Genomic DNA, 26,699 nt, shown 5'->3' with positions numbered 1-26,699 from the left:
TCGGGACGGAGAGGCCTCGGGATCGGGCCCACCGGTCACGCCGGCAGCCGCGGCACACTTTCGACGAGGCGACGTGTGTACGGGTGCGCGGGGCCGCCCAGCACCTGTCCGGTCTCGCCCTGTTCGACGATGTGACCGCGCTCCAGGACGGCGGTGCGTTCGCACAGCGAGGCCACTACCGACAGGTCGTGGGAGACCATGACGAGGGTCAGACCCTGCTTCTGCTTCAACTCGTTGAGCAGGTCGACGACTTTGACCCGGGTGGTGACATCGAGTGCGCTGACGGGCTCGTCGGCGAGCAGCACCCGGGGGTCGCACACGGTCGCCCGGGCGATCGCGATGCGCTGGCGCTGGCCGCCGGAGAACTCGTGCGGATAGCGCTCTGCGGCGTCGGCCGGGAGACCGACCCGCTCCAGGGCGTCGGCCACCTTGGGCCCGGCCGTGCTCCGACTGTCGATGCCGAGGGAACGCAGTGGTTCGGACACGATGCTGCCGACACGCCGACGCGGGTCCAGCGACGAGTACGGGTCCTGGAAGACACACTGCACGCTGCGCCTGAAACGCCGCATCTGCTCGCGGTCGCGTGGCTTCAGCTCGTCGCCGTCGAACCGGACGGTGCCGGAGGTGGCCCGGGCGAGCCCGAGCAGCAGCCGCAGCAGAGTCGTCTTGCCCGCGCCGGATTCGCCGACGAGGGCGAGGCTGTGCCCGGCCTCGACGGCGAAGGAGACGTCCTCGACGACGGGCGCGGTGTGTCCCCGGTAGGCGAAGGAGGTCGCGTTCAGCTCCAGTACGGGCGTCATCATGCGCTCCTCAGGTCAAGAGCCGATTCCAGCTGCCGCGCGCTTGCCACCAGCGCCTTGGTGTACTCCTCGCGCGGGGCCCGCACGATCTCGCGAACATCGCCCTGCTCCACGGCCCGGCCGTCCTTCATCACCAGAACACGATCGGTGACCTTCGAGACGACCGCGAGGTCGTGACTGACGAAGAGGACGGCCATGTCCCGTTCCCGTACGAGGGTGTCGAGCAGGTCGAGCATGTCGGACTGCACGGTGACGTCGAGCGCGGTGGTCGGCTCGTCCGCGATGAGCAGCTTCGGGTCGCATGCCAGCGCCATGGCGAGTGCGACGCGCTGCCGCTGTCCGCCGGAGATCTCGTGCGGGAAGGCGCGGGCGATACGGTCGGGCTCGGGCAGTCGCACTTGCTCGAGGGCTTCCACGACGGCCCGCTTCAGCCCGGCGCCCCTCAGCCCTCGCCTTCTGCCCAGCGGTTCGGCGATCTGCCTGCCGACGCGCATCAGGGGGTCGAGTGCGGTGAGCGGCTCCTGGAAGACGATGGCGGCGTCCCGGCCGCGGACACCCGTGAGCTGCTTCTCGCTCGCGCCCACGATCTGGGTGCCGGCGAGTTCGGCGCTGCCGGTGGCCGTCATACCGTCGGGTAGCAGGCCGAGCACGGCGAGAGTGGTCAGTGATTTCCCGGAGCCCGACTCACCGATGAGGCCGAGTCGTTCGCCGGGGGCAATGGTCAGCGAGAGGCCGTCGACAAGGATGCGCCCGTCGGCCGTACGGATCGCGAGGTCGCGTACGTCGAGGATGTTCATGCGCTCCTCCGTCGGGCCGCCGGGTCGAGGGTGTCGCGCAGTCCGTCGGCGATGAGGTTCACACCGATGACGAGCAGGACGAGCAGGATGCCGGGGGCCAGTGCGCCGGCCGGGGCCGTGGTGAAGGTGGCCTGAGCCTCCTGGAGCATGCGGCCCCACGAGGCGTTGGGCGGCGGCGCCCCCAGGCCCAGGTAGGACAGGCCGGCCTCGGCCAGCACCGCGAGTCCGAACTGAAGGGCCAGGTTCACCACGAGCGTCGGCCAGATGTTGGGCAGCACATGCCCGGCCACGATCCGCGGCCACGACGTGCCGGACGTGCGCGCGGCCGTGATGTAGTCCTGTGCCAGGACCCGCTTGACCAGGACCCGCACAAGCCGTCCCACGACCGCGCTCTGCGCGAGGCCGATCGCCAGCACGGCGGACCCCAGTGTGGCCGAGTGCGCGGCGACGATGAGCATCGCAAGCAGCAGCGTCGGGAAGGCGATCAGGATGTCGAGGAACGCGGAGAGCGTGTCGTCGAGCCAGCCTTGGGCGAACGCGGCCAGCACGCCCAGCGTGACGCCGACGGCGGCCGCGATGAGGACCGAACCCAGGCCCGCTTCGAAGGCGACCCGGGAGCCGGTCATCAGTTGGGTGAACAGATCACGGCCGAGCTTGTCGGTGCCCAGCAGATGGCCCGCACCGGGGCCCGTGAGCCGGCCGCCGGACGTGTCGTCGGCGGCGTACGGGGCCCAGAGGAGCGAGATCAGCGCAAGCAGCGCGATCAGGCCGGCCAGCACGCATCCGGAGGTCAGCGTGTACGAGCGCTTCGTCGACTGCTTCATCGGACACCTCCGGAGAGCCTGCCGCGGAGCCGGGGATCGATGATCCGCTGTACGAAGTCGGCGGCGAAGCCGATGACCAGCACCGCGAGCGTGGAGACGAACAGCACGCCCTGGATCACCGGATAGTCGTGCTGCGCGATGCCGGTCGCGAGCAGCGAGCCGAGGCCGGGTAGCGCGTACACGGACTCCACGACCACAGCACCGAGCAGTGTGGACGCCAGCTCGATGCCGAGGATCGAGATCACCGGCACCGATGCGTTGCGCAGCCCGTGCCGCCACATGGCCCGCCCGAACGACGAGCCCAGGGCGCGCGCGGTGCGCAGATAGTCGCTGTCCAGTACGTCGAGCGTGGCCGACCTGACGTAGCGGATCAGTGAGGCGCTCATCACGAGCGCGATGGTGATGACGGGCAGGGCGAGCGAGCGGACCGCCTCGGCCGGCTGCGACCAGCCGTCCGGCGGGAAGCCGCCTGCGGGAAGCCAGCCGGCGTTCAGCGCGAAGACGGCTATCAGGATCATCCCGAGCCAGAACACGGGCACGGCGATGCCCAGTTGGGAGACTCCGCTGAGCAGCGCCCCGTACCAGGTCCTGCGCCGGTGCGCGGCGACGAAGCCGACCGGGACGGCGATGAGGACCGCCAGGACGAACGCCGTGAGCGTGAGCGGGATCGTGACGTTCAGCCGCGAGCCGACCTCGGGCGCGACCGGCAGCGAGCTGACGAACGACGTACCGAGGTCACCGCCGGCCAGCTGCCCGATCCAGTGGACGAACTGCTCGGGCAGCGGCTTGTCGGAGCCGATGGAGTGCCGCGCCGCCGCGATCTGCTCGGGGCTGGCGCCCACCGAGGTGAGCGCGTTCGCGGGGTCGCCCGGCAGCATCCGCAGCAGCACGAACAGGACCACGCTCGCGAGCGCCAGCGACACCAGCAGGAAGGCGAGGCGACGCAGGAGATACCGCGCCATCAGCCCTTCTCGATGTCGTACGCGAAGAACTGCGAGTTGAGGCCGTTGACCGGGTAGCCGGACACCTTGCTGCTCGCCACGACGATCTGCGGGTACAGGTACAGCCAGTCGCTGGCCGCGTCCTCCGCGGTCCGACGGTTGACCTTCTTCAGCAGGTCGGTCTGCTCAGCCGTGCCGGACGCCTGCTCGGCCTCTTCGACCCACTTCGTGACCTGCTTGTTGTCGTAGCCCCAGTAGAAGTCGGGGTTGCCGTACCAGACCAGGTCGCGGTCGTTGACGTGTTCCTGGAGCGTGGCCGTGAAGTCGTGGTTCTTGTAGACCTTCGTGTACCACTCGTCCGGCGTGATGGTGTTGATCTTGACGGTGATGCCGACCTTGGCGAGCTGCGACTTGATGAAGGTCGCCGCCGTCGGGTGCGGGTCGTAGTTCGGGGTGTCGAGGGTGAAGGTGAAGCCGTTCTGGTATCCGGCATCGGCGAGCAGCTTCTTGGCTCGCGCGGTGTCGTAGGCGTTGACCTTGGTGAGGTCCTCGTACCACGGGTCGGTGGGCGGCACCATGGAGCCGATGAGCTTGCCGTAGCCGCCCCAGACCGACTCCAGAAGCTTCTTGTCGTCGATGGCGGAGGAGACGGCCTGGCGGACCTTGACGTCCGTGAAGGGCTTGGCCTTGTCGTTGAAGGCGAGCAGCAGCTTGGTCGTCGAGTTGCCGTCGTTGACCTTGTAGTTCTGGTTGCTCTTGAACTGGTCGAGGGCGTCGGGCGACTGCTCGCCCGTGACGACGTCCACGGCGTTGGTCAGGAGCGCGTTGTTGAGAGCGGTCGCGTCCTTGTAGTAGTGGAAGACGACCTGCTTGTTCCTGGCCGCGTCACCCCAGTACCCGGCGAACCGGTCGAGGCCGAGAGCGGAACCGCGGGTCCACTTGTTCAGCTGGTACGGGCCGGTGCCGTCCTCGCTCGTCTTGAGGCTCTTCGCGTCGGAGTTGATGATCCACACGTAGGAGAGGTTGTAGACGAAGGAGATCGACTTCTTCGACAGCTGGACCTTCACCGTGCGCGCGTCCGGTGTCTCGACGGACTTGATGACCTCGAGATTGCTCTTGCGGGCGGACTGCGAGTCCTTGGCTATCACCTTCTCCAGGCTGTACTTGACGTCCTGGCTGGTGAGCTTCTTGCCGCTGTGGAACTTCACACCGTCGCGCAGGGTGAAGGTGTACGTGATTCCGTCGCCGCTGACCTTGTAGTCCTGGGCAAGCAGATTCTCGACCTTGCCGTCGTCGGTGAGCTTGAACAGCCCCTCGTACACGTTGCCGTTGAGCGCCTCGGTGACGCCCTGGCCGCCGCCCGCGGTGTTGTCGAGATTCTGCGGCTCGTAGAGCGAACCGATGTTGACCGTGGCGTTCTTGTCGTACGCCCCTCCGGCGGCGCCGCCCCCGTTGGAGCCCCCGCCGCAGGCAGTGAGGGTCAGGGCGAGGGCGGCAGCGGTGGCGCCGCCGTACAGAGAGGTCTTCTTGATGCTCATGAGGAGTACGCGCTTTCGTGCTGCGAGGCGGGAGTACGGGATTGATCAGTGCTGCGCGGGGAAGCCGTCGCGGAAGACGGGGCGCTTCTCGCCGGCCTCGACGGGCAGGTGGAAACGGTTCTGCCGCGGCGGCATCGGACAGTTGTACTGGTCCGAGAATCCGCACGGCGGCACGAAGGCGCGGTTGAAGTCGAGGAGGACACGGCCCTCGCCGGTGTGGGTGACGAAGAGGAAGCGCCCGGCGCCGTAGGTGATGTCGCCGTTGGTGGGGTCACCGAAGACGAGAAGCAGGGTGCCGTCGTCGTCGAAGGCGCTCAGTACGTACTCCTGTCCGTCCAGGGTGAGCGCGATGTCACCCGGCACGGCGAGGTCACGGGTACCGCCGTTGTCGCGGATGTGCTCGAAACCGACCCGCCGGGCGCCCGGCACCGGGGTGTACGAGGCCTCCAGCACCCAGGCCGGGTCGTACGGGAAGACATCGGTGCGCTCGAAGTTCTGGATCGCGGGCGACTGCGCGTCCCAGAAGCGCAGACCGTGCTCCGGCTCGCCGGTGACGAGGTCGGTGCGCTCGACCGTGGTGACTGTCACATTCCCCGGCTGTCCGGCGCGGGCCGCGTCGAGATCGGGACGCTCACCGGCCGGGGCCCAGCGGGTCTCCACGAGGGCGAGGTTGCCGGAGGGCGAAGTGATGGAGCGCCGTCGCTCGGCGCGCCATGCCTCCCAGTCCGCGGCGGGGTCGGTCGGCTGGTCCGGGACGGCGGCGTGGGTCACGGCTTTACTCATTCGCGTAGACGATCGTCGGCTGTCACACGTCGGATATCACGCTGCGTGAAGTTCAGCCCAAAGGACCTTCTTTATCTTTCATAAGGCAAGCTAATGTCAAATTCAGGCCACTGGCCGAGATGGGTCTGTCTGTTCCAGCAGGTCAGAGCCCAGAAGGCCCGCCGTGCCACCCCTGCAGGGAGCATCTCAGGTTGCTCCGCATGCGACACACGGTCCGCCGGAGCACCCTGGTCCTGAAGCTGCCTGTCCCCCCGACCGGCAGTCGGCCAGGAAAGGGGTGGCAGCCATGTTCGCGAGGCTGAGCACCTACCAGGGTTCACCGATTCCTGCAGAGGGAGACCTGACCGCGAACTGGGAAGCGATCCTCCAGCAGATCCAGGAGGCTTCGGGCTTCCGTGGCGTGTTCTACCTCGTCGACCGGGCCTCCGGGAAGGCTACGTCGCTGACCCTGTGGGAGGACGAGGAGGCCATGCGGGCCAGCGAGCACAGTGCCGCCCGGCTCCGCGAGGAGGTTGCACACAGGGAAGGCCAGCGCGTCGCCTCGGTCGAGCATTTCGAAGTGGGTTTCAGTCATGTGGAGCCGTCATAGTCAACGCTCCAGGAGTTGCCTGCGACGCAGAGTCGCCGGGCCGACATCACGGCCCTGGTCAGGCCCGATCGCGGCGGACTCGGGATCCGCTACCTCGCCGACGCAGTCGGCAAGCGAGGTTGAGCCATTCGTGTTGTGATCGAAGACAGGGAAACACGCCGGTCGAGGGCAGGAGGAAATCATGTCCGAGAAGCTGCTGGCTCGAGACATCATGACCGGTGGCGTGCAGTGCATCGGTGCACACGAGTCGCTGTTCGAGGTAGCGAAGACGATGCGCGATCTGAGTGTCGGTTGCCTACCCGTCTGCGGCGACAACAACAGGCTCACTGGCTTGATCACCGACCGGGACATCGTCGTCAAGTGCTGCGCCGAGGGCGTCGACCCTGCAACCGTGCAGGCCGGATCCTTCAATGCCAAGATCCACTGGATCGATGCCGAAGCGGACGCCGCCGATGTCCTGACGACCATGGAGGAACATCAGATCAAGCGACTGCCCGTGATCGACGTAAAGGGCGGCCACCGCCTGGTCGGCATGATCACGGAGGCCGATCTCGCGAAGAACCTGAGCGACGAACAGATCGCTGAATTCGTGAGCTGCGTGTACGCGACTGCTCAGACGTAGCAGATCCTTCAACTGCCGTCGCACTACAGGCTTCTCCTGACGCAGTCGGTGCGTATGCTCTGCGCATGATCCAGGCGGTACTGCTAGACCTCGACGCAACCTTGCTCGACTACGGCATGCCCGCCTGGAGGGCGACTGTGCGGGCCGTGTGCGACGTCCTGGTCCGGTCGGCCCCCGATCTCGATGCCGACTCGCTGTACGACGCCTATACACGCCGCTATCTCGACCACATGCGCGCGGGCGGGGACGGTGCGCAGCACCCGCCCGGCCGGATCCCGGATGCCGATTCCATCTGGAGGGAGTACTGGCGGCAGGCACTCGACGAGTGCGGGCACGCCGGACTCGCCGGTCCTGCGACCGATGAATACAAGCGGCAGCGTTGTCGGCGCTACGTCCTGTTCGACGACGTGGCGAACACGCTGAGTGCACTTCGCGGCGCCTCGTACCGGTTGGGGCTTGTCACCAACGGTCCGGGCGACGCGCAGCGGGACAAGATCACGGCGACCGGTCTGGACAAGTTCCTGGACGTCACCGTGATCTCGGGCGAGGTAGCCGTGTCCAAGCCCGATCAGAGGATTTTCGAGATCACCCTCGAACGCATGGGACTCGGGCCCGCCGATGTCTGCCATGTGGGCGACAGCCTGGTGACCGACATCGGCGGAGCGCTCAACGCGGGTCTGGGTGCCTCGATATGGCTGAACCGGTCGCACATGGCGCGCGACCCCCTACTGCGTCCCCCGTCACACGAGATCACTTCTCTTCACGAACTTCCTGCCCTGATACGAAAGGATTCCGCCCTCGGATCGGCGGGAGCGCGCCCGGACGACGAGACGGCCCCGGGAGCGCCCTGAATCTCAGGGCCGGGGCGAGGCCCGAGGAGTACCCGTCACAGCGGTGGCCGGCACCCCTTCCGGGCGGCCGTCGCCCGGAGGAAGCAGGAATTCGGCCGGGTCAGGCGTGCGCGGCGGGGCGGGTCGAGCGCAGACGGGACTTGATGCCCACGAGCACGGCCGACAGCACGGCCCAGAGGGCGAGGGTGAGCAGCGGCACTCCTGCGTGGGCGCCGTCGAAGTAGCTCAGATCGCTCACCGCCCGTACCGCCGCGCCGGGCGGCAACAGAGCGGAGACGGCCCGGGCCGCGGCCGGCAGCAGGTCGGAGCTGATGGTGGCGCCGCTGGTGGAGTTGCCGACCGTGAGCAGAAGCAACGTCGCCACCGGGACGCCGATGGGGCCGAGGTAGGTGCCCAGCAGCTTCGTGGTGAACGCTGCCGCGGCCGCCAGCAGCGCCAGTGTCGCCGCCAGCGGGAGGAACGGGGCAGGCACCGCGTTCAGGACGGGGCCTGCGATGATCGCGGCAACGATGCCGGTCGCCACCGAGACGCCCGTGATCAGCCAGAACCGGTGCCGCAGATGGAGCAGGTTCGCCATGCCCAGCGCGTTCTGAGCCAGGACGAATCCGGCGAGGGTGACACCGAACGACACGTAGAACCCGGCAAGACCCCGCCCGTCGAAGGGAGCGAGCGGCACCACGTCGGTCGTCGTGACCTGCTGGCCGGATCCCGCTGCGTACGCGGACACCACGCTCTTGACCGCGCCCGTGGTGGACAGGCCGTTCGCCCCGGCCACCTCCAGGCTCAGCTGTCCGTCGCCGCCGGAGCTCAGTGCAGCCACCACGTCGTGCTGTTCCACGGCCTGGCGGGCTGCGGCCGCGCTCACCGTGGGGCGTACGTCGACGCTGTCGCCGAGCGACAGCTCCATCTTGTGCGCGAGGGTGTTGCCCACGACCGCCACCGGCAGCTGATGCGGCTTCGGGTCTCGTTGCAGCCCGACATAGCAGCTGATGAAGGCCGAGACGAGGACCAGGGCGATCACCGCGGGCTGCAGCAGCGCCCGCAGCGGCGGCCGGCTGCTCGGGCCCGGGTGGCGCGGCGCGGCCGCCTCGCCGGGGACGGAGCCGGGCGGTGCGGCCACTTCCTCGCTGCGGGCGGAGACGGGACCGACGGTGGGTGTCATGAGATAACTCCGGTGTTCTGAAAGATGACGGTGGCGCACGAGGCCGTGGCGGCCGTGCTGCGTCAGGCGGCGGCCGGCTGTGTGGCCAGGCTCTGCTCGGCCTGGCGGCTGCAGTCGTCGGCGAGGGTCTCGGGGAGCCCGCACCGCAGGCCGTCCAGGGCCTGCGTGGCCATCGAGGCCGGGTCGATCTTCTGGCCGGCGGGGACGTGGGCGGCCCTTGGCCGCGGAACAGGCCCCGTACCGGCCAGGTGGCCGCCGGTGACGGAGTCCTTCAGCCCCATGCCTTCTCCCTGCGCCGGCCGCGGCGGCCACCCTTCGTGAGCGCAGCGGACGAAAATAGATTTCACTAACAATCTAAACAGGGTTGTACGATAGATTGCAACCGACATCCATATGGAGGGGGTGGCCCGATGGGCCGAGTGTCACAGGCACAGGCACAGGAGAACCGGAAGCACGTGGTCGCCAACGCCTCCAGGCTGTTCCGCGAGCAGGGCACCGGCGTCAGCGTCGCGGACCTGATGAAGTCGGCCGGGATGACCCAGGGCGGCTTCTACAAGCAGTTCGCCTCCAAGGACGCCCTGGTCGGCGAGGCCACCGTGCACGCCTTCGCCCAGCTGGAGGCGCGCCGCACGGCAGAGCTCGACGAGCACGACGGGCGACGTGACGCCGCCCGTCAGGGCCTGATCGACTACTACCTGTCGACCCGGCACCGCGACAACGCCGGCGGCGGCTGTCCCGCCGCCGCGCTCGCCGCCGACATGGCCCGGGACGCGGGTGACGCCGCCCACGACGTCTACATCGAGGGAGTGCGCGACTTCGCCCAATGGCTCGCCACGGACGACGAAGACGGCCTGGCCCGCCTGGCCACCCTGGTCGGCGCCCTCCTGCTGGCCCGCGCCACCAACGGCTCCCCACTGTCCGAGGAGATCCTCCACGCCGCGCACGCGGCCCTGTCGGACGACAGCTGATCCGTCCGGGCCTCTTCACCCACCGACACGGCGTTCGTCAGGACCCCTTGCGCGGGCGTGACAGTTCGAAAATGCGCGAGACGACGCTTGCACCCCCATGCTGGATTCGTGTGCACATGGCCGGTACTGAGAGGAGTGCGCGAGATGATCCGCCGCAAGTGTTCGGCCCTCGGCGCAGCGCTGCTGACCGCCGGGGCCCTGGCGACGACGACGCCCGAGGCGACCGCCGCCGATAAGACATGCCCCTACACGTCCTCCATCGATCGCCCCGCGCTCACGTACGTGAGCACCGGTCTTTCCGTGAAGCAGGCGCAGTGTCTGAGCAACGTGTGGGGCGGCGTTCCGAAACTCGCGGTCGACGGGGTCTTCGGCACCGCCACGTCGAAGAAGATCATCTGGATTCAGGGATGTCACGGCCTGGGCAGAACCGGAGTCGTCGACCAGGACACCTGGCGGGTGCTCTACCACCCCGCACTGGACTGCTACGACCCGTATCCGAAGTGACCTTCCCAGGTGAGGCCGCGACGGCTGGATCGGAAATCGCGCGCAGAGTGGAGATGTGCTGCCGGCGTGGCCCACACACACGACCAGCCGATGGCCTCGCGCGCGCCTGGGGAAGGTCGCGCGGCAGCCACCGGCCGGCGTATGCACACGGTTGTTACACGATGGGGTCGATGTCCCCGCTGCTCGCCTGCTTGCTCTGCTGCTTGAGCTCGCGGGCCTTGTCCTTCAGCCGCTGACGCTCCTGGGGGTCGGAGATACGCTCTGCGGCCTGTTCCATCTCCTGTGCCTTCTGGAGAAGTTGCTGGGCACGGGCACCGGACTCGCCTGCAACGCTCATGATCACTCCTTGGTGTCATCGGGGAAGAGCGGGCCACACCAGCGAAGCAGCGCGCCTCTGCGCGCGCATCTCGAAGGCTCACCCACCGTTATCCGCGCAGGCCGCGGTACGCACATGCGGATTCGACCACATCCGCGGGGCCCGACGGTCTTGCGGCCTACTTCTCGACCCTGTCCATGCGCCAGGCAACCATCCCGGTGGCCCCCGGCATCCGCTCGGTGTCGATCGTGACCCTGGCCGTTGAGGCTGTGATGCGCAGCTGAAGTGGGACGCCGTCGCAGTCCATCGTCCGGCGGACGGGAGCCTTCAGGGCTATGGACAGGATGATCTTGCCCTTTCCGGCGCAGGCGACCGACAACCTGTACGAGCGACCTCGTGCCAGTTCCGGCTCGGTGTGGAATCCGTCGCTGACACGTTCAAGACCCGCCTCGACGAACAGTGGGTCACTGTCGCCGACTTCCTCGGTGTCGAGAGCTTCCTCAACCTGCTTACCGAGTCTCTCCTCATCCTGGGCGGACGTTTCGGAGGGATGCTTCCGTTGCTGCCCTGGACTGCTTTCCGTTGCGCTGGGCCCGTTCGGCCCGCCGGAGACACTCGTACACCCTGTGACGAGGGCAACGGACAAGACGGAAGCGCATAGGACGAGGCTGCGCCGCAAGGGGTGAGGTCGCGGCGTCATGAATTCGTCGACCGGCATCGCCAACCGGTCACCTCGGCAGGAAGCTTCATAGTGCTGAGCCTAGCCTCGCCTTGCCCCGGCAGCCGGAACTGGTGTGTTACTTGGTCCAGTTCACCTTGTAGCACCGGGAACCGTGCTGCAGGCGGCCGCACTTCTTGGCGGTGACGTCGTGTGCGCCCGAGGGGATGACTGTTCCTCAGGTGACATCGCAGGGAGCAGCAGGGCCACCGATTCCTGATCGCCGCGGATGGAACGCCGAATGCCCCTCACGCAATCCGTGCTTGTCGCTTCGGTCAATCGCCCTCGTTGCCGCCGTGACCAGACCTCAAGTTGGGCTCAGATCAACGTGGATCCCCTTTGCTCTCGGTCGTACTTGTGAGTAACTGACGCCACTGCCGTTCCAACGGGGGGCGGCACAGGGGAAAGGTGCCTCGTGGGCATCATCGAACGTGGATCCATCGGATCCGCTATTGCGTTCGCCGTAGTCGCGGGCATCGCAACGGCGCCTGCACACGCGCAACCGTCGGCATTCGTCTCGTCCGACGGTCCGGAGGCGGTGAACACAGCTCCTCCGGCCGAGCCGGAGGAGACAGACCTGGTGGACGATCCGGAGCCGGAACCGGAGGAGACCGTGCGGCCGAGCAAGCCGGGGGACACCACAAATGGCGAGTACTGCGGCCCAACGCAGAAGATCTACACCCCCAAGACCAAGGGTGCCCGATATCACAAGGGCGTAGGACCGACCAACGCCAACTACAACGCTACTTCGCGTACGGCGCGGTCGATTTTCACCTCCGAAGTCACCGGCGAAGTCGGGGTGAGCGTCACAGGAGGCCTTTCGACCAGCATTGACGTGATGATCGCGAAGATCGAGGGAAATTACGAGGTCAACCTCACCGCCAAACTGACCGCGAAGCTAGGCAACTCGATCCAGGTCGACACTCCGCCGAAGAAGACAACGAACGCGAAGTACGGCGTCTACCGGCTCAAGAACACCGGTACCAGCTACACCATCTACAGCAACTGCAAGACGACAGCAAAAAAGACAATAACCAGCTACACGCCGATGAAGGTGGGCTGGTACCTGTGGGAAAGCTGACCGACCCAGCAGCCATACGCCCGGCCCACGGCCTTGCAGTCGTGGCTGCCGCACTCGCCCTGTGCGTGAGCGGCTGCACCGAGGGCGGCAAGCCCGCGTCACATCCGCCAACCTCACGATCTGCACAGCCCGACCCGTCGAAGACCAGCGACAGGGCCGAGCACATCGACGGCGAGACAGTTGACACAGCCCCCGAGCAGGTCAACGACGGTCATGTGCTGCTCCGTAGCATCCAGGAAGGGCAGTGCCGAGCTCCCTCTGTCCAAGGAGATCGGCGTCGGGCGGCTGGCCATCCAGGTCAACTGCCAGGGCGACGGAACAATCGAGGTGTCCGTCGAACCGGTGGGTCTCTCCTTCCCGCTGGAATGTGTGGAACAGGAAGTGAGTAGCACCTACAACGAGATCATCCTGAAAAGGGCGCGTAGCGAGGGGAGCGTACGGGTTGAGGCCCCCTCCGGCGTCCGCTGGGCTCTGACCGCCGAACAGTAGGCGTTCGCGCGCGCCCTGCTCGTACTGGACGATTCACCGCCGCAGTGTGGTGAGCCGATTCAGTTCCTGCATTCGGTTCCCCCGTGTCCCGGAACTTCTCCCTGACGCTAGCACCGGACATGAGTGGATCGAGGCCGTCGCCGGCATTGCCCACCGCCGCTTCGGCGCGCACCCGGCCCGCGGCGCGATCGCCTGCGAGATGCCGCCGGGTGCGGGGCATCCACCACTGAAATGACGTTCTCTCAGCCCTCGCAGTCCTGCCCCACCTCTCGCGCACGGGCGGCTACGGGCCACTGGGGTGGTCCGCGGCGACACGGCACCCGTGGGCGGCGCGGGTCCGGGGGACCGGTTCCGGATCCGCGTTTAATCGCGTCCGAGAACCGAAAAGCCGGGCGCGGAGAGCGCTGACGGGCGCGGATCCCCGGGCCCCACCCCACAGCGCTTGAGGGAGATTGCCATGAGCGGCACAACGGCTCTGCCGACACCGTCCGGTCCCAGCCTGGACAAAGGGCTGCTGCCCGCCGACTTCTACGCCTACGAGGAACTGCTGTCGGACCGCGAGCGGGAGAAGGTCGAGTCCCTTCGCGCGTTCCTCCGCACGCAGGTCGCCCCGATCGTCGACGACTGCTGGGCCCGGGCCGAGTTCCCCTTCCAGCTGGTCGAGGGTTTCGGGAAGCTCGGCTTGATGGACTGGACCGACCCGGACTCCCCGGAATCCAGGCCGAGCAACCTCCTCGCGGGCTTCATCGCGCTGGAGCTGGCGCATGTCGACACATCCGTGGCGACGTTCGCCGGCGTGCACACGGGTCTGGCCATGGGCACCATCCTCACCTGCGGTTCCGACGAACAGAAGCGGCGATGGCTGCCGGCGATGAGCCGCTTCGAGAAGATCGGTGCCTTCGGCTTGACCGAGCCGCACGGCGGCTCCGACGTGGCCGGCGGCCTGCGGACGACCGCGCGCCGCGACGGCGACGTATGGATCCTCGACGGCGCGAAGCGGTGGATCGGAAACGCAACGTTCGCCGACCTGGTCGTCATCTGGGCCCGCGATGTCGAGACACAGCACGTGCTGGGCTTCGTCGTGGAGAAGGACACCCCCGGGTTCACCGCGACGAAGATCGAGAACAAGATGGCGTTGCGGATCGTGCAGAACGCCGACATCGTGCTCGACGGCTGCCGCGTGGCGGAGGCCAACCGGCTACAGAACGCGAACTCGTTCAAGGACACCGCCAAGATCCTGCGCCAGACGCGCAGCGGCGTGGCGTGGCAGGCGGTGGGAGTGATGTTCGCCGCCTACGAGATCGCCCTGCAGTACGCGAAGGAGCGCGAGCAGTTCGGGCGCCCGATCGGGGGTTTCCAGCTCGTGCAGGACCTGCTGGTGAAGATGCTCGGCAATGCCACGGCCTCGTGCGGGATGATGGTGCGCCTGGCCCAGTTGCAGGACGCCGGGGTGTACCGGGACGAGCAGTCCGCCCTGGCGAAGGCCTACTGCACCGTGCGGATGCGCGAGAACGTGGGGTGGGCTCGGGAACTCCTGGCCGGCAACGGCATCCTCCTCGACTACAAGATCGGCCGCTTCGTCGCCGACGCCGAGGCCATCTACTCGTACGAGGGCACGCGGGAGATCCAGACCCTCATCGTCGGCCGTGCCGTGACCGGCGGCCTGAGCGCCTTCGTGAGGTGACGAAGATGACCAGCGAATCCGTCTTCACCGGCCTGAAGGTCCTCGACGCGTCGAGCTTCATCGCGGGACCGGCCGCGGCCACCGTGCTCTCCGACTTCGGAGCGGACGTCATCAAGATCGAGCCGCCGGGACAGGGCGACCCCCAACGGCGGCTGGGCTCCGTGCCGCCGAGTCCCCGGGCGCAGGCCAACTACAGCTGGCACCTCGCCAACCGCAACAAGCGCGGCATGGTGATCGACCTGAAGTCACCTGCGGCAACCGCGATCCTCAAGCGCCTCGTCGAGTGGGCCGACGTCGTGATCACCAACTTCCCTCACGGCACACGCGAGAAGCTGCACCTTGGCTACGAGGAGGTCGCGGGCTGGAATCCGCGGGTCGTCTACGCCGACATCACAGGCTTCGGGGACGCCGGCCCCGACGCCGGGCAGCCGGGCTTCGACCTGACCGCCGCCTGGTCGCGGAGCGGACTGCTGGCCTCCACCCGGGACGCGGGAGCCCCGCCGACGGTGCCGGTCTGGGGCAGCGGCGACTACATGTCGGCGATCGCGATCTACGCGGCGATCGTGACCGCCCTGTACCGCCGTGAGCGCACGGGACAAGGAGCCAGTGTCGGGACGTCGCTGCTCGCCGCGGGCGTCTGGGCGACGGGAACGCTTGTGGCCGGCGCGCTCGCCGGCGGCACGCCGTTCGAGCTGCACGACCGGAAGGCGCCGGCGAACCCGCTGATCAACCCTTACCGGACCGCGGACGGCGAGTGGTTCATGCTGGTCGCCTCACCCCCGCACTGGCCGGGACTGACGCGGGCCATCGGGCACCCCGAGCTGCTCGATGATCCCCGTTTCGCGGACGTCGAGGGCTTCGTCAGGAACTCCGCCGCGCTGAGCGAGCTGCTCGACGCCGAGTTCCGCACGCAGCCCTTCGCTCACTGGAAGGACGCCCTGGGCAGGGAACGCGTCACCTACAGCCTCATTCAGACGCCGGAGCAGGCCGCGCAGGACCCGCAGTTGCGCGCGAACGACATCGTGGTGCCGCTGGAAGGAGTCAGCGGGCTGGAGGAAACCATCAGCAGTCCGGTCAACCTCCGAGGGGTGCCGAAGGTACCGGCGAAGCGAGCGCCGGACCTGGGCGAGCACAACGACGAGATCCTCGCCGAGTTGGGATTCGGTCTCGCCGAGATCGCCGAGCTGCGGGCCCAGGGAACGATCCCCGGCACGACGGAAGGCGAGGCGTCGCCATGAGCACGGCATCCGAAGCGCGCGACATCGTGCTCCACGAGCGCCGCGGCGGCGTGCTGACCATCACCCTCAACCGCCCGGCGCAGAAGAACGCCGTGGACCACGAGGTCGCGGTACGGCTCGCCGCGGCTTTGGATCTGCTCGACGCGGACCCGGAGCTGTCGGTCGGCGTACTCACGGGCGCGGGCGGGGTGTTCAGCGCGGGCATGGACCTGAAGGCATTCGCCAAAGGTGAGCTGCCGGTGCTCCCCGGCCGGGGTTTCGGCGGGCTCACCGGCACGGCGGTGCGCAAGCCGTTGATCGCCGCGGTCGAGGGCTGGGCGCTCGGCGGCGGCTTCGAGATGGTGCTCGCCTGCGACCTGATCGTGGCCGCGGAAGACGCCCGGTTCGGGCTTCCCGAGGTCACGCGCGGTCTCGTGGCGGCGGCGGGCGGACTGGTCAGGCTGCCGCGCCGCCTTCCGTACCACGTAGCCGCGCGCGTACTGCTCACGGGCGAGCCGCTGACCGCAGCCGAAGGCAAGGAGTACGGCCTCGTCAATGAGCTGACCTCACCCGGCGCCGCGCTGGACGTGGCCCACGAGCTGGCGGGGCGCGTGGCGCGGAACGCGCCGCTGGCGCTGGCGGCCGTCAAGGAGGTCCTGCGTGAAACGCAGGGACTGAACGAGAGTGACGCCTTCACACGCCAGGACGAGCTCACGAGCGGGCTGTTCTCCAGCGAGGACGCGCAGGAGGGCGCACGGGCGTTCGCCGAGAAGCGCGCCCCTGTCTGGCACGGCCGCTGATGCCGGCCACCTACCTCCCCCACAGCCCGCGTCCGACTCCCAGGAGCAGTGAGCCAGCCATGAATGCGCACAGACCCGTCCACCGCGTGGCGATCGTCGGCACCGGCACCATCGGTGCGAGCTGGGCGACGCACTATCTCGTCCGAGGTTTCGACGTCACGGCGACCGACCCCGCCGCCACCGCGGAGGCGGCACTGCGTTCGTACGTGGAGGCGGCATGGGACGCGGCGGCCTCGATCGGGCTCTCGCCCGGAGCCTCGCCCGATCGCCTGAGCTTCACCGCGGACCTGCGTCAGGCCCTCGCGGACGCCGATTTCGTACAGGAGAACGCGCCGGAGCGCCCGGAGCTCAAGGTCCGGCTGTTCGCCGACATCGACGACGCCACGCCGCCGGACGCGATCATCGCGTCGAGTTCGTCGGGCATCACGATGAGCGTCATCCAGGCCGAGTGCCGGCGTCCGCAGCGGACCGTCATCGGTCATCCCTTCAACCCCCCGCACATCGTCCCGCTGGTCGAGGTCGTCGGCGGTACGAAGACCGCCCCGGAGACGATCCGGGACGCCATGTCGTTCTACGCCGCGATCGGCAAGAAGCCGATCCACCTCAAGAAAGAGCTTCCCGGGCACGTCGCCAACCGCATCCAGGCCGCGCTGTACCGCGAGGTCGTCCACCTGGTTCAGGAGGGGGTGCTCGACGTGGCGGACTCCGACGACGCGGTGTCCTGGGGACCGGGGCTCAGATGGGGCGTCATGGGCCCCCATCTGCTGTGGCATCTCGGCGGAGGAGAGGGCGGCATCCAGCACTTCATGGACACCCTCATGCCGCGGATGGTGGCGTCCTGGCAGGAACTGGGCACGCCCGAGTTCACGCCCGAGCTCATGGAGAAGATCGTGGGCGGCGTCCTGGAGGAGGCCGGCGGCCGCTCGGTCGATGAACTGGCCGCTCGGCGCGACGCGATGCTCTCGGCCCTGCTGGCCGTGCGTGCCGAGTACGACCCGTCCGGCCCGAGTGCCGCAGCCGGTCGCCCGGCAAGGGAGGGACCGTGACGCGGCGCCAGGAGAGACTGTTCGTGCTCGAGGCCAGCAGTGGCGGTCGGCTGTTCTCCGTGAACCCCGACGGTTCCGACAAGAAGGTCGTTGTCACCGGGTGCAGGGTCCCCGACGGAGTCGCCGTCGATGTCATGGACGGGCACATCTACTGGACGAACATGGGCCTTCCACCGGAGAACGACGGCTCGATCGAACGCGTGGACCTGGACGGAGGCAACCGGACGACGATCGTCCCCAGGGGTGTCACGTACACGCCGAAGCAACTCCACTTGGAGGCCGCCGGCCGGAAACTGTACTGGGGTGATCGTGAGGGCATGCGCGTGATGCGCTGCGACCTCGACGGCTCGAACGTCGAAACCCTCGTGCAGACGGGTCAGGGCGAGGACGACCGTCGCGACCAAACCAGATGGTGCGTGGGAGTCGCCGTCGACCCCATGGGCGGACACCTCTACTGGACGCAGAAGGGCCCGAGTGACGCGGGGCTCGGAAAGATCCTACGGGCCGGAGTCGACCTGCCCGCCGGGGAGAGAGCGGCCGAGCGCGGCGACATCGAGGTGCTGTTCGAGGGGCTGCCGGAGCCGATCGACCTCGCGCTCGACCTCACGGAGCGCACGCTGTACTGGACGGATCGCGGGGACCCGCCGCGGGGCAACAGCGTGAACCGCTCGCCGATGGACCCGCCGGACGGGCGGCGGACGCCCGAGATCCTGTTGACCCACCTGATGGAAGGCATCGGCCTCGCCCTCGATCCGGACGACGGCCGCATGTACGTGACCGACCTGGCCGGGAACGTCTACGCGGCCGACCTCGATGGATCGAACCGGAGGGAGATCCTTGTCCTGCAGGGGAACCTCACCGGCATCGCCCGTGCCGTCCTGCCGACCGGAACGAGGGTCTGACTTGATCCTTGACCTGAGGGACGAGGACCGGGTGGGCTGAGCCGGGGAGTTCCCTTCGCTGTCGAGCTCCCGATCAGTCCCGCAGCGAGCGGCTTGCGGTGTGCCCGCTCTCGCGCGCGGGCATCGACCTCCACCGCCCCGGCCGACGTTCACGAACGTTGTCCCGATCGACGCCACCGACCTCGCGGACTGGGCGGTACGCCTCTACGACGAGTACCTCCGCCGCCCCGACCTCATCCGGCTGGCCACCTGGGCGAGCCTGGAGCACGGCCCGGCCGGTCACCTGGTGGACGGGTGCGACCGCCTCGACGACCACAAGCTGCGCGCCATCGCCGAAGCCCAAGCCGCCGGTCTGGTGCGCCAGGGAGACCCCTTCGACGTGATGGCCATGGTCATTGCCATGTCCATGGCCTGGTCACCGGTCAGCAACGTCTACGCGGCAACTGCCGAGGAACCCCCCGAAGTACACGAGCCGCGTCGCATCCTCCTCGTGGCCGCCCGTCGGCGGCGAGAGCGTTTCGTGCCCCCGCTGGTGGTGGTCTCACCATGCGTCAACAGAATTGGTGATGCGGGCTTGTGGCACTGCGGTCGGCCACCACGCGGGCGACCGCAGCCTGTCGCGGCCGGATGTGCACCCGCCCGGCGGCAGGCCGGTGGCCGAACCGCGAGTGGATGGACACGCGCGGACCTGTTGTGGAGCGTCGCCCAACGCTGCGCGAGCCCCGAGCCGGGCAGGCCGGCCGGGCAGATACTCTCGATCGATGGGATACGCGGGCGCCCCGTGACAGGAGGTGTGCGAGCGAATGCAGACACCTGGCCACATCCGACTCGGGTGGCCCCTTGCGTGGTTGCGTACCCATGATCCGGAGTTGGCTGCGACCCGCCGGGCCGCACGCACTGCACTGGTGATGCCCGCGCTGTTCGCATTCTGCAGCCAGGTGCTCCACTCCCCGACGATGGCGACCTTCGCAGCCTTCGGCTCGTTCTCGATGCTGCTGCTGGTGGAGTTCACCGGCCCGATGGTGCAGCGGCTGCGCGCTCACTTGGGGCTCGCGTTGGCCTGGGCGGTGCTCATCTGCCTGAGCACGCTCGTGGCCCGCACGACCTGGCTCGCGGTCACCATCACCGTCGTGGTCGGCTTCCTGGTGCTCTTCTCCGGCGTGGTCAGCTCCGTCCTCGCGGAGGCGACCACCGCTCTGCTGTTGGCCTTCGTCCTGCCGGTGGCCTCGCCCGCACCACTGTCCCAGCTGCCCGACCGACTCGCTGGAGCGGGTCTTGCGGCGGCCGGCGCCATACTCGCGATCTCTCTCTTGTGGCCCCGGCCCGCCACCGACCCGCTCGGTCCGCATGCCGCCCGTGTCTGCCGGACCGCCGCAGCACAACTACGCGCCGACGCCTACCGGCTGACCGGAGAGCCTGACGCACCGAGCGCCCGGCAGTGCAAGGACACCGCCGATCAGGCCGTTGCAGCGGCATCCGACCTCCGTACTGCCTTCGACGCCACTCCCTACCGGCCCACCGGACTGTCCACCAGCTCCCGCGCCCTGGTCCGCCTGGTCGACGAACTCACCTGGCTGAGCACCATCGTGGCCGACAGCAGTCCCCCGCACAGCGGCCGCCCGACCTGCGATCCCGAGGCACACGCCGTTCGACAGGATGCCGCCGCGGTCCTGGACCAGGCGGCCGACCTGCTCGACGCACCGTACGGCGCACCCGACGCGCTTCGAACCGCCTCGGTCGACCTGCACGAGGCCATGACCGCCATGGAACGCAGCGCGACCACCCGGCTGCCCATGCACCCGCCCGGGGCTGGCACGGAGTGGGAGCCCCGCGCCTTCATCGAAACCCTGGACCTGTCATTCCGCGCCCAGGAACTGGGTTTCGCAACCCTTCAGATCGCAGACAACGTGGACCTGGCAGCGGCGGCCCAACGACGCAGCTGGCGGGATCGGCTGCTCGGCCGCGAGCCCGGCGCCCTGACTCGACCGCTGGCCTCGGCCCGCGAGCGGGCAGCCGCCCATCTCCGGCCGAACTCGGTCTGGCTGCACAACAGCCTCCGCGGAGCGGTCGGCCTGGGCATCGCGGTTGCCCTCGCTGACCTGACGAGCGTTCAGCACTCGTTCTGGGTACTCCTGGGGACCCTCTCCGTGCTGCGCTCGAACGCGCTCAACACCGGGCAGAACGCGGTCCGCGCCCTGGGCGGCACGATCGCGGGTTCGCTCATCGGGGCCGGATTGCTGCATCTCATCGGCCACCACGGCACCCTGCTCTGGTTGCTGCTGCCACTCGCCGTACTGATCGCCGGCATCGCCCCCTCAGCCATTTCCTTCGCCGCCGGCCAGGCGGCTTTCACCATCACCTTGGTGATCATGTTCAACATCGACCAGAACCCGGACTGGCACATCGCACTGCTGCGGATCCAGGACATCGGCATCGGCTGCGCGGTAAGCGTCCTGGTGGGCCTGTTCTTCTGGCCTCGCGGAGCCGCCGCAGCCGTCAACCAGGCCCTCGCCGAGGCGTACACGGACAGCGCCCGCTATCTGGCCGGGGCGGTGGATTACGCGGTCAGCCGCTGCAGCACCGGGCCCGCACCAGCCGACGCTCCACTGCAGGAGAGACGCCAGGCTGCCGCCGCCGCACGAAGACTCGACGACGCCTTCCGCAGCTACCTGGCCGAACGCGGTCCGAAACGTATGCCGCTGGCGGACATGACCTCCCTGGTCACCGGCGTCGTCGGACTGCGCCTCGCCGCCGACGCCGTGCTTGGACTATGGCAACGCGGCAGCGAACAGCACATCGAAGCCGACCGGGCCGAAGCCCGCCTCGTACTAATGGACGCCGCAGGTCGAGTGTCCAGCTGGTACCGCGACCTGGCGACCGGCCTCGGCCGGCACACCTCGCTCCCGGATCCGCTGCCCCGCAATCCTGCCGCCGAGGCTCGCCTGGTCGACTCCCTCCGCCACGACCTTCGTGACGAAAACGGGCTGGCCATAGCCACAGCCGTCCGCATCATCTGGACCGCCGACCACCTCAACGCCGCCCGCCGCCTCCAGCCGATCCTGACAGCTGCGGCGAGGCCGGGCAGTCCGTCCTGACTCAGGACAGCCCCACTCCAACTTCCCTTCCGAGCAGGCCGTCCGTTCGCCGCAGTCATACGGTGCTCGCCCGGACAGCCGCTCCCTCTCACATCCTCGATCAGGCAGACCCGCACGACCTGACCGTGGCCACGCACAGCTTCGGGCGGAGTCGACCCGGCGGACCAGGGGACCCCGTTCAGCTACCGGCCCGATCGAGAATCTCTTGTGCGGCGACGACCCGTGCACGACCCGCCCGAAGGGCGTCTTCGAGCTGTGTCCGGTTCTCGGCGAGCTGTCCCTGTTGATATTCGGACTCCACCGCGAACCAGATGCCGGTGAGATTCACCGCTTCCTTGCAGTCAATGTCCGCCAATGCCACATCCCGCTCCTGCCGGGTCTGTCCGGTACCAAAACGGGTATCTCCTGCCGCGTCCAGCGGATCGTTGTAGTCGTAACCACCGCGCCGCATGCAGGCCGACCATTCGGAAATCACTTTCCGCACCCGAGGGTCGCGCCGTGACACATAGAAACTCTCGTCCATGAGGCTGAGGGCAAGATTCTGATTGCGACTGGGAATCGCCCTTTTCGCAAGCGTTTCGCGGGCTTCTCCGCTGCACCCCTGATCCGGCACCTTGCGGCCGTTCACGGTGGCCGGTCCGCGGCCGGCAAGAATTGCCGTCCGGAGATATTCGGGGATCTTCGCATGTGGTTCGGCGGTCCGTTTCGCGGGCTTGTCGCCCATTCCGTACCCGCTCACGGCGGCCAGTTTCCGGTCGGTTATCCCGTACCGGCGCTCCACACTGGTGCCGGGCTCCGCGCCGCCGTCCCGCTGCTCGGGCGCCAACGTGAGGCCGTAGCGCGCCGCGCACTGCGCGACGAGGCGGCTCTCGGCCGCGTTGATGGCGCGACCGTCGGCCAGGCCGACGGTGTAACGGGCCAGCGGCACCTCCATGCGAGCGGCTTCCACGGCCGTGAGGATACGGAGGGACTGTGCCGCGGGGTTTTCGAGATGCTTCCCGGACTGCCCCGCACCGGCCGAGCAACCTGCAAGGACGCAGGCCACGAGCAGGGCAGCGGCAGCGGACGGGAAGCGCGCGGGCTTTCTGTGCCCGGGTGCGAACATGGCTGGTCTCCAGGCTCCAGGGGTGGGTGCGTGCACCCCGGCCGGCCGGCGTGGCTTGCGACCCCGCCGGCCGGCCGGGCCGGGGGATCAGTACGAGGCGGACTCGATCTGGTTCCGGAAGTTCGTCATCTGCGAGTTGACCTCACCGGAGTCGTACCAGCCGGACGTACCGGTCTTGTTCGTCCCGAAGTAGACGTACCACCGCAGGGAGTCCAGATTCTTGGCCGAGGCGGAGTTGTTGCCGACCCGCTGGCTGGAGTTGCCGATGAAGTAGTTGTCGTTGAGGTTGAGGTCCGCGTAGTACATGTCCCAGATGCCGTTCGCATAGTTCGGGTTGTACCAGAGGCAGAACTCGCCCGACTCGCACACGCCATTGTGCTCCGTGGCGCTCGCGGGGGCCGCAAGACCGGCAATGGACATTCCAGCCACAGCCGCGGCAGCAAAGAACTTGGCCAGCTTCATTTTCTCCCCTTCTCGATCGATACCGAAACACGTAATCCAACCGAATCACTGAATTGTGAAGCCGGTTGAACCACACCTTCACAGAGATTGCCACCGCTGTTCACAGGCAGCTACCTTGTTCGAGCTCTGTTGAAACGGGCACCTCACGTGAAGGAGTACTGTGCTCCGCATTCACTTCTCCGGACCCGATCTCGGCCGGACCCGCCTGACCGCCGAGCCCGATCCCCTGTGGGAGACAGCGGCCTCACTCCACCGCCTGCAGACCAAGCGCGGCCGCGGGACCTACGCCGCCTGGCTGCGCTTCGCCTGCGAAAAGCTGAACGATCCCGAACTGGCTCGCACGGTGCGGCATTTGCTGCTGCCACTGTTTCCGCGCGCCGCCTACTTCCCGGATTTCCTCACCCCCGCCGCCGCCGGCGAGGGACTTTCTCCCGGTCTCGAAGCCATCCGCGCCACCCCGTCCGCCCGGGTGGCGGCCGAACTCGATCAGCTGATCAGAGTGGTGACCGCGACTCCGCGCGGACTGACTCGGCTGGCCGCCGCTGAGCACAGGAACGAGCTGACCGCAGGGCTGAGGGCGTACTACGACGCGCTCATCGCGCCGCACGAGGCGACCATTCGCACCCGCATCGAGGCCGAGCGGGTCTTCCGCACCCGTTCCCTGCTGGGAAGAGGGGTCGAGGACATGCTGTCCGGCCTGGGGCCGGGCTTTCGCTGGCGCAGCCCCGTCCTCGAGGCGGACCACCCCACCGTCGACGCGGACCTGCATCTGGGCGGCAGAGGACTGCGGTTGGTGCCCTCGTACTTCTGCTGGGGTTCAGCCGTGGTGCTGGCGGACCCCGAGTTACCGCCCGTGCTGGTCTACCCCATGCGCCATGAGCGGCTGGCCGCAGCGGCAGACATCGCCGACGGCGACACCGTCCCGCTGACCACGCTGCTGGGCCGCACTCGTGCACTTGTACTGCGTGCCTCCGCCACGGGGGCCACCGGGAGTGAACTCGCCCGTTCTCTGGGCATATCCCCCGGCACCGTCACCTTCCACACCCAGGCGCTGCGCGACTCGCAGCTGATCGCCAGCGTCCGCTACGCGACCACCGTGCTGCACACACTCACGCCGCTCGGCTTGGCCCTGCTCGCCGCCAACGCGACCCGGGCCAGGGCCAATGGCGGCGGTCGTCGGCCCTCGAGGCGTGTCGCAGGAATGGATATCGATCACGAATAGTCATGTGCGGTGGAGCAGCGGCGGCCGGCCCACCGGTCAGAAGAGCCTGCTGCTCCGCAGTGCGCTCAGCGCGGCGAGCACCCACATTCTGGACAGCATCAAGACGGAACGCCGGGGTGCGTGCCGTTCAACTGACGCCCAGGTCATACCTGTCGCACGTGCACGCCCGCCGCAGCCAGTGCGTCGACCTCGCCCTCGGGCGCGGTCTCGTCGGTGACAACGGCGTGCAGTGCAGTGGCGGGTGCGACAAAGGCAAGGGCGGTACGGGAGAACTTCGCGCCGTCCGTGACCGCGATGACCCGGCGGGCCGATGCGATCGCGGCCCGCTTGGTGGCGGCGTCGTCCAAGTCGTACGCGGTCAGGCCGTTCGCCGCGTTCAGTCCGCAGCAGCCGATGACCGCGGTGTCGAAACGCAGGGCGGCCAGCGACGCCTCGGCGAGCGGGCCGGTGAGTGCGAGCTCGCCCCGCCGGGGGCGGCCGCCCGGCACCAGCAGCGTGAGGTCCGGCGCTCCGGTCAGTGCGTTCACCGCGTGCAGGGAAAGCGGCATGACCGTCAGGCGCCGGTGTTCCAGCGCGCGGGCCACTTCCAGGCAGGTGGTGCCGCTGTCGAGGACCACGGATTCCCCGTCGGCGATCAGCCCGGCGACCTCGGAGGCAATGCGTCGCTTGGCCTCCAGTCCCTCCGTCGCCCGCAGCCCGAAGGGGGGTTCGTCGCCGCGCAGCAGCAGGCTCCTCGCTCCCCCTCGGTACCGCTCCAGGATGCCCTGCTCGGCCAGGGTCTCCAGGTCACGGCGGATGGTCATCTCCGACGCGCCGGTCAGGGCGGCCAGCTCCGCGACGCCGGCACTGCCCGCTTCGCGTACCGCCTCGGTGATCCGTCTCAGTCGATCCGTACTCGCCACATCAGCGATAGAACACCAGCGATGTTCAAAATGCAAGCTTTCAAACATCAGAGATGTTCGTTATGTTCATCGGCATGGAGAGATCGCTGCGGACCGGCCGACTGGTCACGACCGCCTACTTCGCCCTGAACGGCTTCGTCCTGGGGATGTGGGTCGTCCACATCCCTGCCGTCGAGCGCCACGTCGGCATCAGTCATGCCGTGCTCGGCTGGCTACTCCTGCTCCTGGGTGCGGGAGCGTTCGCGGGGATGCGGATCACGGGCCCGCTCACCGATCGGTGGGGCGCCCGCACCGTCGTACCGCTGAGCGCGGCACTGTGCAGCGCAGCCGTGATCCTGCCGGGCCTGGCCACGGACGCGTGGACGCTGGGAGCGGCCCTTGCGCTGCTCGGACTCGGCAATGGCTGTCTGGACGTCAGCATGAACGCCCACGCCATCCAGGTCGAGCGGGGCTACCGACGCCCCGTCATGTCCGCCTTCCACGCCACGTTCTCCATCGGCGGCGTCCTTGCCGCGCTGCTTGGCGCGCGCACGCTCAGCTGGGGCTGGAGTCCGGCGGTGACCCTCGGCTCAGTGGCCGTTCTCGGTCTCGCCGTGGCCGCGCTCGCCGCCCGCGGGCTCCTGCCGGCCGAGCACACCCCCTCGTCTGCCGCGGAGGCCCCCGCCGGTGTGACGCAACCGGTGCACCGGACATCCCGCCGCATCTGGGCGCTGGCCGCGCTCGCGCTGATGCTCATGCTCTGCGAAGGCGTGGCCAACGACTGGAGCACTCTGCATCTGCGGGATGTCCTGAACGCCTCCGCCGCCGTCGCCGCTCTCGCCTATGGTGCGTTCTCGACCGCCATGACCATCGGTCGACTGCTGGCCGACCGAGTGGCCATGCGCTTCGGGCCGGCGGCCATCCTCCGCTACGGGGCGGCCCTGGCCGCGGTCGGCCTGACGGCGGCCACGTTCTCCACGTGGATCCCGCTGGCCCTGGCCGGCTGGGCCGTGTTCGGGGCCGGACTGTCCGGCTGCATCCCTCAGCTCTTCAGTGCCGCAGGCCACGCCGATCCGAGTGCCGCCGGAACGAACGTCTCGCGCGTCGCCGGCCTGGGCTATCTCGGCATGCTCGCCGGCCCCGCCGCCATCGGACCGCTGACGCATTTCATGCCGCTCAACCTGACCTTTCTGCTGCCTCTCGGCTTCTGCGTCGTGGCCGTGTGCTCAGCCCACGTACTCCGCTCGCCGCATACCGCTCCCAGCCGTCTGGAGGCCGAGACGGCCTGACCGGAACCGACCA

The 26,699-nt window shown here is 68.4% G+C and carries 28 protein-coding genes and 1 pseudogene; 16 read left to right on the top strand and 13 right to left on the bottom strand.

All coding sequences use genetic code 11. The features are described 5' to 3' along the window. Positions 1-35: 35 nt before the first annotated feature. The 6 genes from OHA03_RS29815 to OHA03_RS29790 are packed head-to-tail and all read right to left on the bottom strand — an operon-like array spanning position 36 to position 5,683. Positions 36-803: an ABC transporter ATP-binding protein gene (locus tag OHA03_RS29815; protein ID WP_267006823.1), complete on the bottom strand. Its 768-nt coding sequence runs from the start codon at positions 801-803 to the stop codon at positions 36-38. Then, complete coding sequence (locus OHA03_RS29810) at positions 800-1,597, bottom strand: ABC transporter ATP-binding protein (protein WP_267006822.1); 798 nt, start codon at positions 1,595-1,597, stop codon at positions 800-802. The genes OHA03_RS29815 and OHA03_RS29810 overlap by 4 nt, the downstream gene beginning before the upstream one ends. Further along, complete coding sequence (locus OHA03_RS29805) at positions 1,594-2,421, bottom strand: ABC transporter permease (protein ID WP_267006821.1); 828 nt, start codon at positions 2,419-2,421, stop codon at positions 1,594-1,596. Before OHA03_RS29805 ends, OHA03_RS29810 begins: the two co-directional genes overlap by 4 nt. Beyond that, the gene (locus OHA03_RS29800) at positions 2,418-3,383 is read right to left on the bottom strand and encodes an ABC transporter permease (RefSeq protein ID WP_267006820.1); all 966 of its coding nucleotides are present in this window, start codon (positions 3,381-3,383) and stop codon (positions 2,418-2,420) included. The genes OHA03_RS29805 and OHA03_RS29800 overlap by 4 nt, the downstream gene beginning before the upstream one ends. Beyond that, positions 3,383-4,900: an ABC transporter substrate-binding protein gene (locus OHA03_RS29795; RefSeq protein WP_267006819.1), complete on the bottom strand. Its 1,518-nt coding sequence runs from the start codon at positions 4,898-4,900 to the stop codon at positions 3,383-3,385. Before OHA03_RS29795 ends, OHA03_RS29800 begins: the two co-directional genes overlap by 1 nt. 45 nt (positions 4,901-4,945) lie before the next feature. Continuing rightward, positions 4,946-5,683, bottom strand: coding sequence for a DUF1684 domain-containing protein (locus OHA03_RS29790; protein ID WP_267006818.1), 738 nt, complete (start codon positions 5,681-5,683; stop codon positions 4,946-4,948). Positions 5,684-5,969: 286 nt separating this feature from the next. Between OHA03_RS29790 and OHA03_RS29785 the strand changes: the two genes are divergently transcribed. From OHA03_RS29785 to OHA03_RS29775, 3 genes are all read left to right on the top strand, one after another. Beyond that, entirely contained in the window at positions 5,970-6,272 is a 303-nt protein-coding gene (locus tag OHA03_RS29785; RefSeq protein ID WP_267006817.1) for a hypothetical protein, read from the top strand. 181 nt (positions 6,273-6,453) lie between these two features. Further along, positions 6,454-6,894, top strand: a complete 441-nt coding sequence (locus OHA03_RS29780; protein ID WP_267006816.1) for a CBS domain-containing protein — start codon at positions 6,454-6,456, stop codon at positions 6,892-6,894. Positions 6,895-6,959: 65 nt separating this feature from the next. After that, complete coding sequence (locus tag OHA03_RS29775; RefSeq protein WP_267006815.1) at positions 6,960-7,745, top strand: HAD family hydrolase; 786 nt, start codon at positions 6,960-6,962, stop codon at positions 7,743-7,745. A 100-nt stretch (positions 7,746-7,845) separates the two neighbouring features. Here the strand turns inward: OHA03_RS29775 and OHA03_RS29770 are convergent, their stop codons facing one another. Together OHA03_RS29770 and OHA03_RS29765 are read right to left on the bottom strand one after the other, a co-directional pair. Further along, positions 7,846-8,907, bottom strand: a complete 1,062-nt coding sequence (locus OHA03_RS29770) for an ABC transporter permease (protein ID WP_267006814.1) — start codon at positions 8,905-8,907, stop codon at positions 7,846-7,848. Between the two features lie 62 nt (positions 8,908-8,969). Next, positions 8,970-9,188 carry a hypothetical protein gene (locus OHA03_RS29765; protein ID WP_267006813.1) on the bottom strand — a complete coding sequence of 73 codons (219 nt, stop codon included), beginning with the start codon at positions 9,186-9,188 and terminating at the stop codon, positions 8,970-8,972. Positions 9,189-9,317: 129 nt separating this feature from the next. On the opposite strand from OHA03_RS29765, the gene OHA03_RS29760 reads away from it, so the two are divergent. Further along, entirely contained in the window at positions 9,318-9,875 is a 558-nt protein-coding gene (locus OHA03_RS29760) for a TetR/AcrR family transcriptional regulator (protein WP_267006812.1), read from the top strand. Positions 9,876-10,019: 144 nt separating this feature from the next. Beyond that, positions 10,020-10,379: a peptidoglycan-binding protein gene (locus OHA03_RS29755; protein ID WP_267006811.1), complete on the top strand. Its 360-nt coding sequence runs from the start codon at positions 10,020-10,022 to the stop codon at positions 10,377-10,379. 154 nt (positions 10,380-10,533) lie between these two features. Here the strand turns inward: OHA03_RS29755 and OHA03_RS29750 are convergent, their stop codons facing one another. After that, entirely contained in the window at positions 10,534-10,716 is a 183-nt protein-coding gene (locus OHA03_RS29750; protein WP_267006810.1) for a DUF6381 family protein, read from the bottom strand. Between the two features lie 157 nt (positions 10,717-10,873). Beyond that, positions 10,874-11,341 carry a hypothetical protein gene (locus OHA03_RS29745; protein WP_267006809.1) on the bottom strand — a complete coding sequence of 156 codons (468 nt, stop codon included), beginning with the start codon at positions 11,339-11,341 and terminating at the stop codon, positions 10,874-10,876. A gap of 487 nt (positions 11,342-11,828) precedes the next feature. On the opposite strand from OHA03_RS29745, the gene OHA03_RS29740 reads away from it, so the two are divergent. From OHA03_RS29740 to OHA03_RS29700, 9 genes and pseudogenes are all read left to right on the top strand, one after another. Then, complete coding sequence (locus tag OHA03_RS29740) at positions 11,829-12,494, top strand: hypothetical protein (RefSeq protein WP_267006808.1); 666 nt, start codon at positions 11,829-11,831, stop codon at positions 12,492-12,494. A gap of 213 nt (positions 12,495-12,707) precedes the next feature. Further along, positions 12,708-12,983 (top strand): hypothetical protein, encoded by a 276-nt coding sequence (locus tag OHA03_RS29735; protein WP_267006807.1) that lies wholly within the window; start codon positions 12,708-12,710, stop codon positions 12,981-12,983. Between the two features lie 457 nt (positions 12,984-13,440). Beyond that, a complete protein-coding gene (locus OHA03_RS29730; RefSeq protein ID WP_267006806.1) occupies positions 13,441-14,667 on the top strand; it encodes an acyl-CoA dehydrogenase family protein in 1,227 nt (408 codons plus the stop codon). 5 nt (positions 14,668-14,672) lie between these two features. Beyond that, complete coding sequence (locus OHA03_RS29725) at positions 14,673-15,905, top strand: CaiB/BaiF CoA-transferase family protein (protein WP_267006805.1); 1,233 nt, start codon at positions 14,673-14,675, stop codon at positions 15,903-15,905. After that, on the top strand, positions 15,902-16,684 hold the full coding sequence (locus OHA03_RS29720; RefSeq protein WP_267006804.1) for a crotonase/enoyl-CoA hydratase family protein: 783 nt from the start codon (positions 15,902-15,904) through the stop codon (positions 16,682-16,684). Before OHA03_RS29725 ends, OHA03_RS29720 begins: the two co-directional genes overlap by 4 nt. Positions 16,685-16,743: 59 nt before the next feature. Further along, entirely contained in the window at positions 16,744-17,730 is a 987-nt protein-coding gene (locus OHA03_RS29715; RefSeq protein ID WP_267006803.1) for a 3-hydroxyacyl-CoA dehydrogenase NAD-binding domain-containing protein, read from the top strand. Next, positions 17,727-18,632: a 3-hydroxyacyl-CoA dehydrogenase gene (locus tag OHA03_RS29710; protein WP_267006802.1), complete on the top strand. Its 906-nt coding sequence runs from the start codon at positions 17,727-17,729 to the stop codon at positions 18,630-18,632. The genes OHA03_RS29715 and OHA03_RS29710 overlap by 4 nt, the downstream gene beginning before the upstream one ends. Positions 18,633-18,786: 154 nt before the next feature. Further along, positions 18,787-19,122 (top strand): annotated as a pseudogene (locus tag OHA03_RS29705) (TetR/AcrR family transcriptional regulator); the annotation flags it as partial. A gap of 379 nt (positions 19,123-19,501) precedes the next feature. Then, the gene (locus OHA03_RS29700; RefSeq protein ID WP_267006801.1) at positions 19,502-21,727 is read left to right on the top strand and encodes an FUSC family protein; all 2,226 of its coding nucleotides are present in this window, start codon (positions 19,502-19,504) and stop codon (positions 21,725-21,727) included. 178 nt (positions 21,728-21,905) lie between these two features. Here OHA03_RS29700 and OHA03_RS29695 read toward each other — a convergent pair whose 3' ends face one another. Both OHA03_RS29695 and OHA03_RS29690 read right to left on the bottom strand, forming a co-directional pair. After that, positions 21,906-22,676, bottom strand: coding sequence for a hypothetical protein (locus OHA03_RS29695; RefSeq protein WP_267006800.1), 771 nt, complete (start codon positions 22,674-22,676; stop codon positions 21,906-21,908). A gap of 243 nt (positions 22,677-22,919) precedes the next feature. Beyond that, entirely contained in the window at positions 22,920-23,294 is a 375-nt protein-coding gene (locus tag OHA03_RS29690) for a peptidase inhibitor family I36 protein (RefSeq protein WP_267006799.1), read from the bottom strand. A gap of 160 nt (positions 23,295-23,454) precedes the next feature. Here OHA03_RS29690 and OHA03_RS29685 point away from each other — a divergent pair, with 160 nt between their 5' ends. Then, positions 23,455-24,516, top strand: a complete 1,062-nt coding sequence (locus tag OHA03_RS29685; protein ID WP_267006798.1) for an ArsR family transcriptional regulator — start codon at positions 23,455-23,457, stop codon at positions 24,514-24,516. Positions 24,517-24,659: 143 nt separating this feature from the next. Here the strand turns inward: OHA03_RS29685 and OHA03_RS29680 are convergent, their stop codons facing one another. Next, entirely contained in the window at positions 24,660-25,418 is a 759-nt protein-coding gene (locus tag OHA03_RS29680) for a DeoR/GlpR family DNA-binding transcription regulator (protein ID WP_267006797.1), read from the bottom strand. 74 nt (positions 25,419-25,492) lie between these two features. Here OHA03_RS29680 and OHA03_RS29675 point away from each other — a divergent pair, with 74 nt between their 5' ends. Next, the gene (locus OHA03_RS29675) at positions 25,493-26,686 is read left to right on the top strand and encodes an MFS transporter (RefSeq protein WP_267006796.1); all 1,194 of its coding nucleotides are present in this window, start codon (positions 25,493-25,495) and stop codon (positions 26,684-26,686) included. The last annotated feature ends 13 nt before the right edge of the window (positions 26,687-26,699 follow it).

Source organism: Streptomyces sp. NBC_00154 (assembly GCF_026342835.1).
In the GTDB taxonomy this organism is placed as follows: domain Bacteria; phylum Actinomycetota; class Actinomycetes; order Streptomycetales; family Streptomycetaceae; genus Streptomyces.
This window is presented reverse-complemented; position numbering and strand designations above follow the sequence as displayed.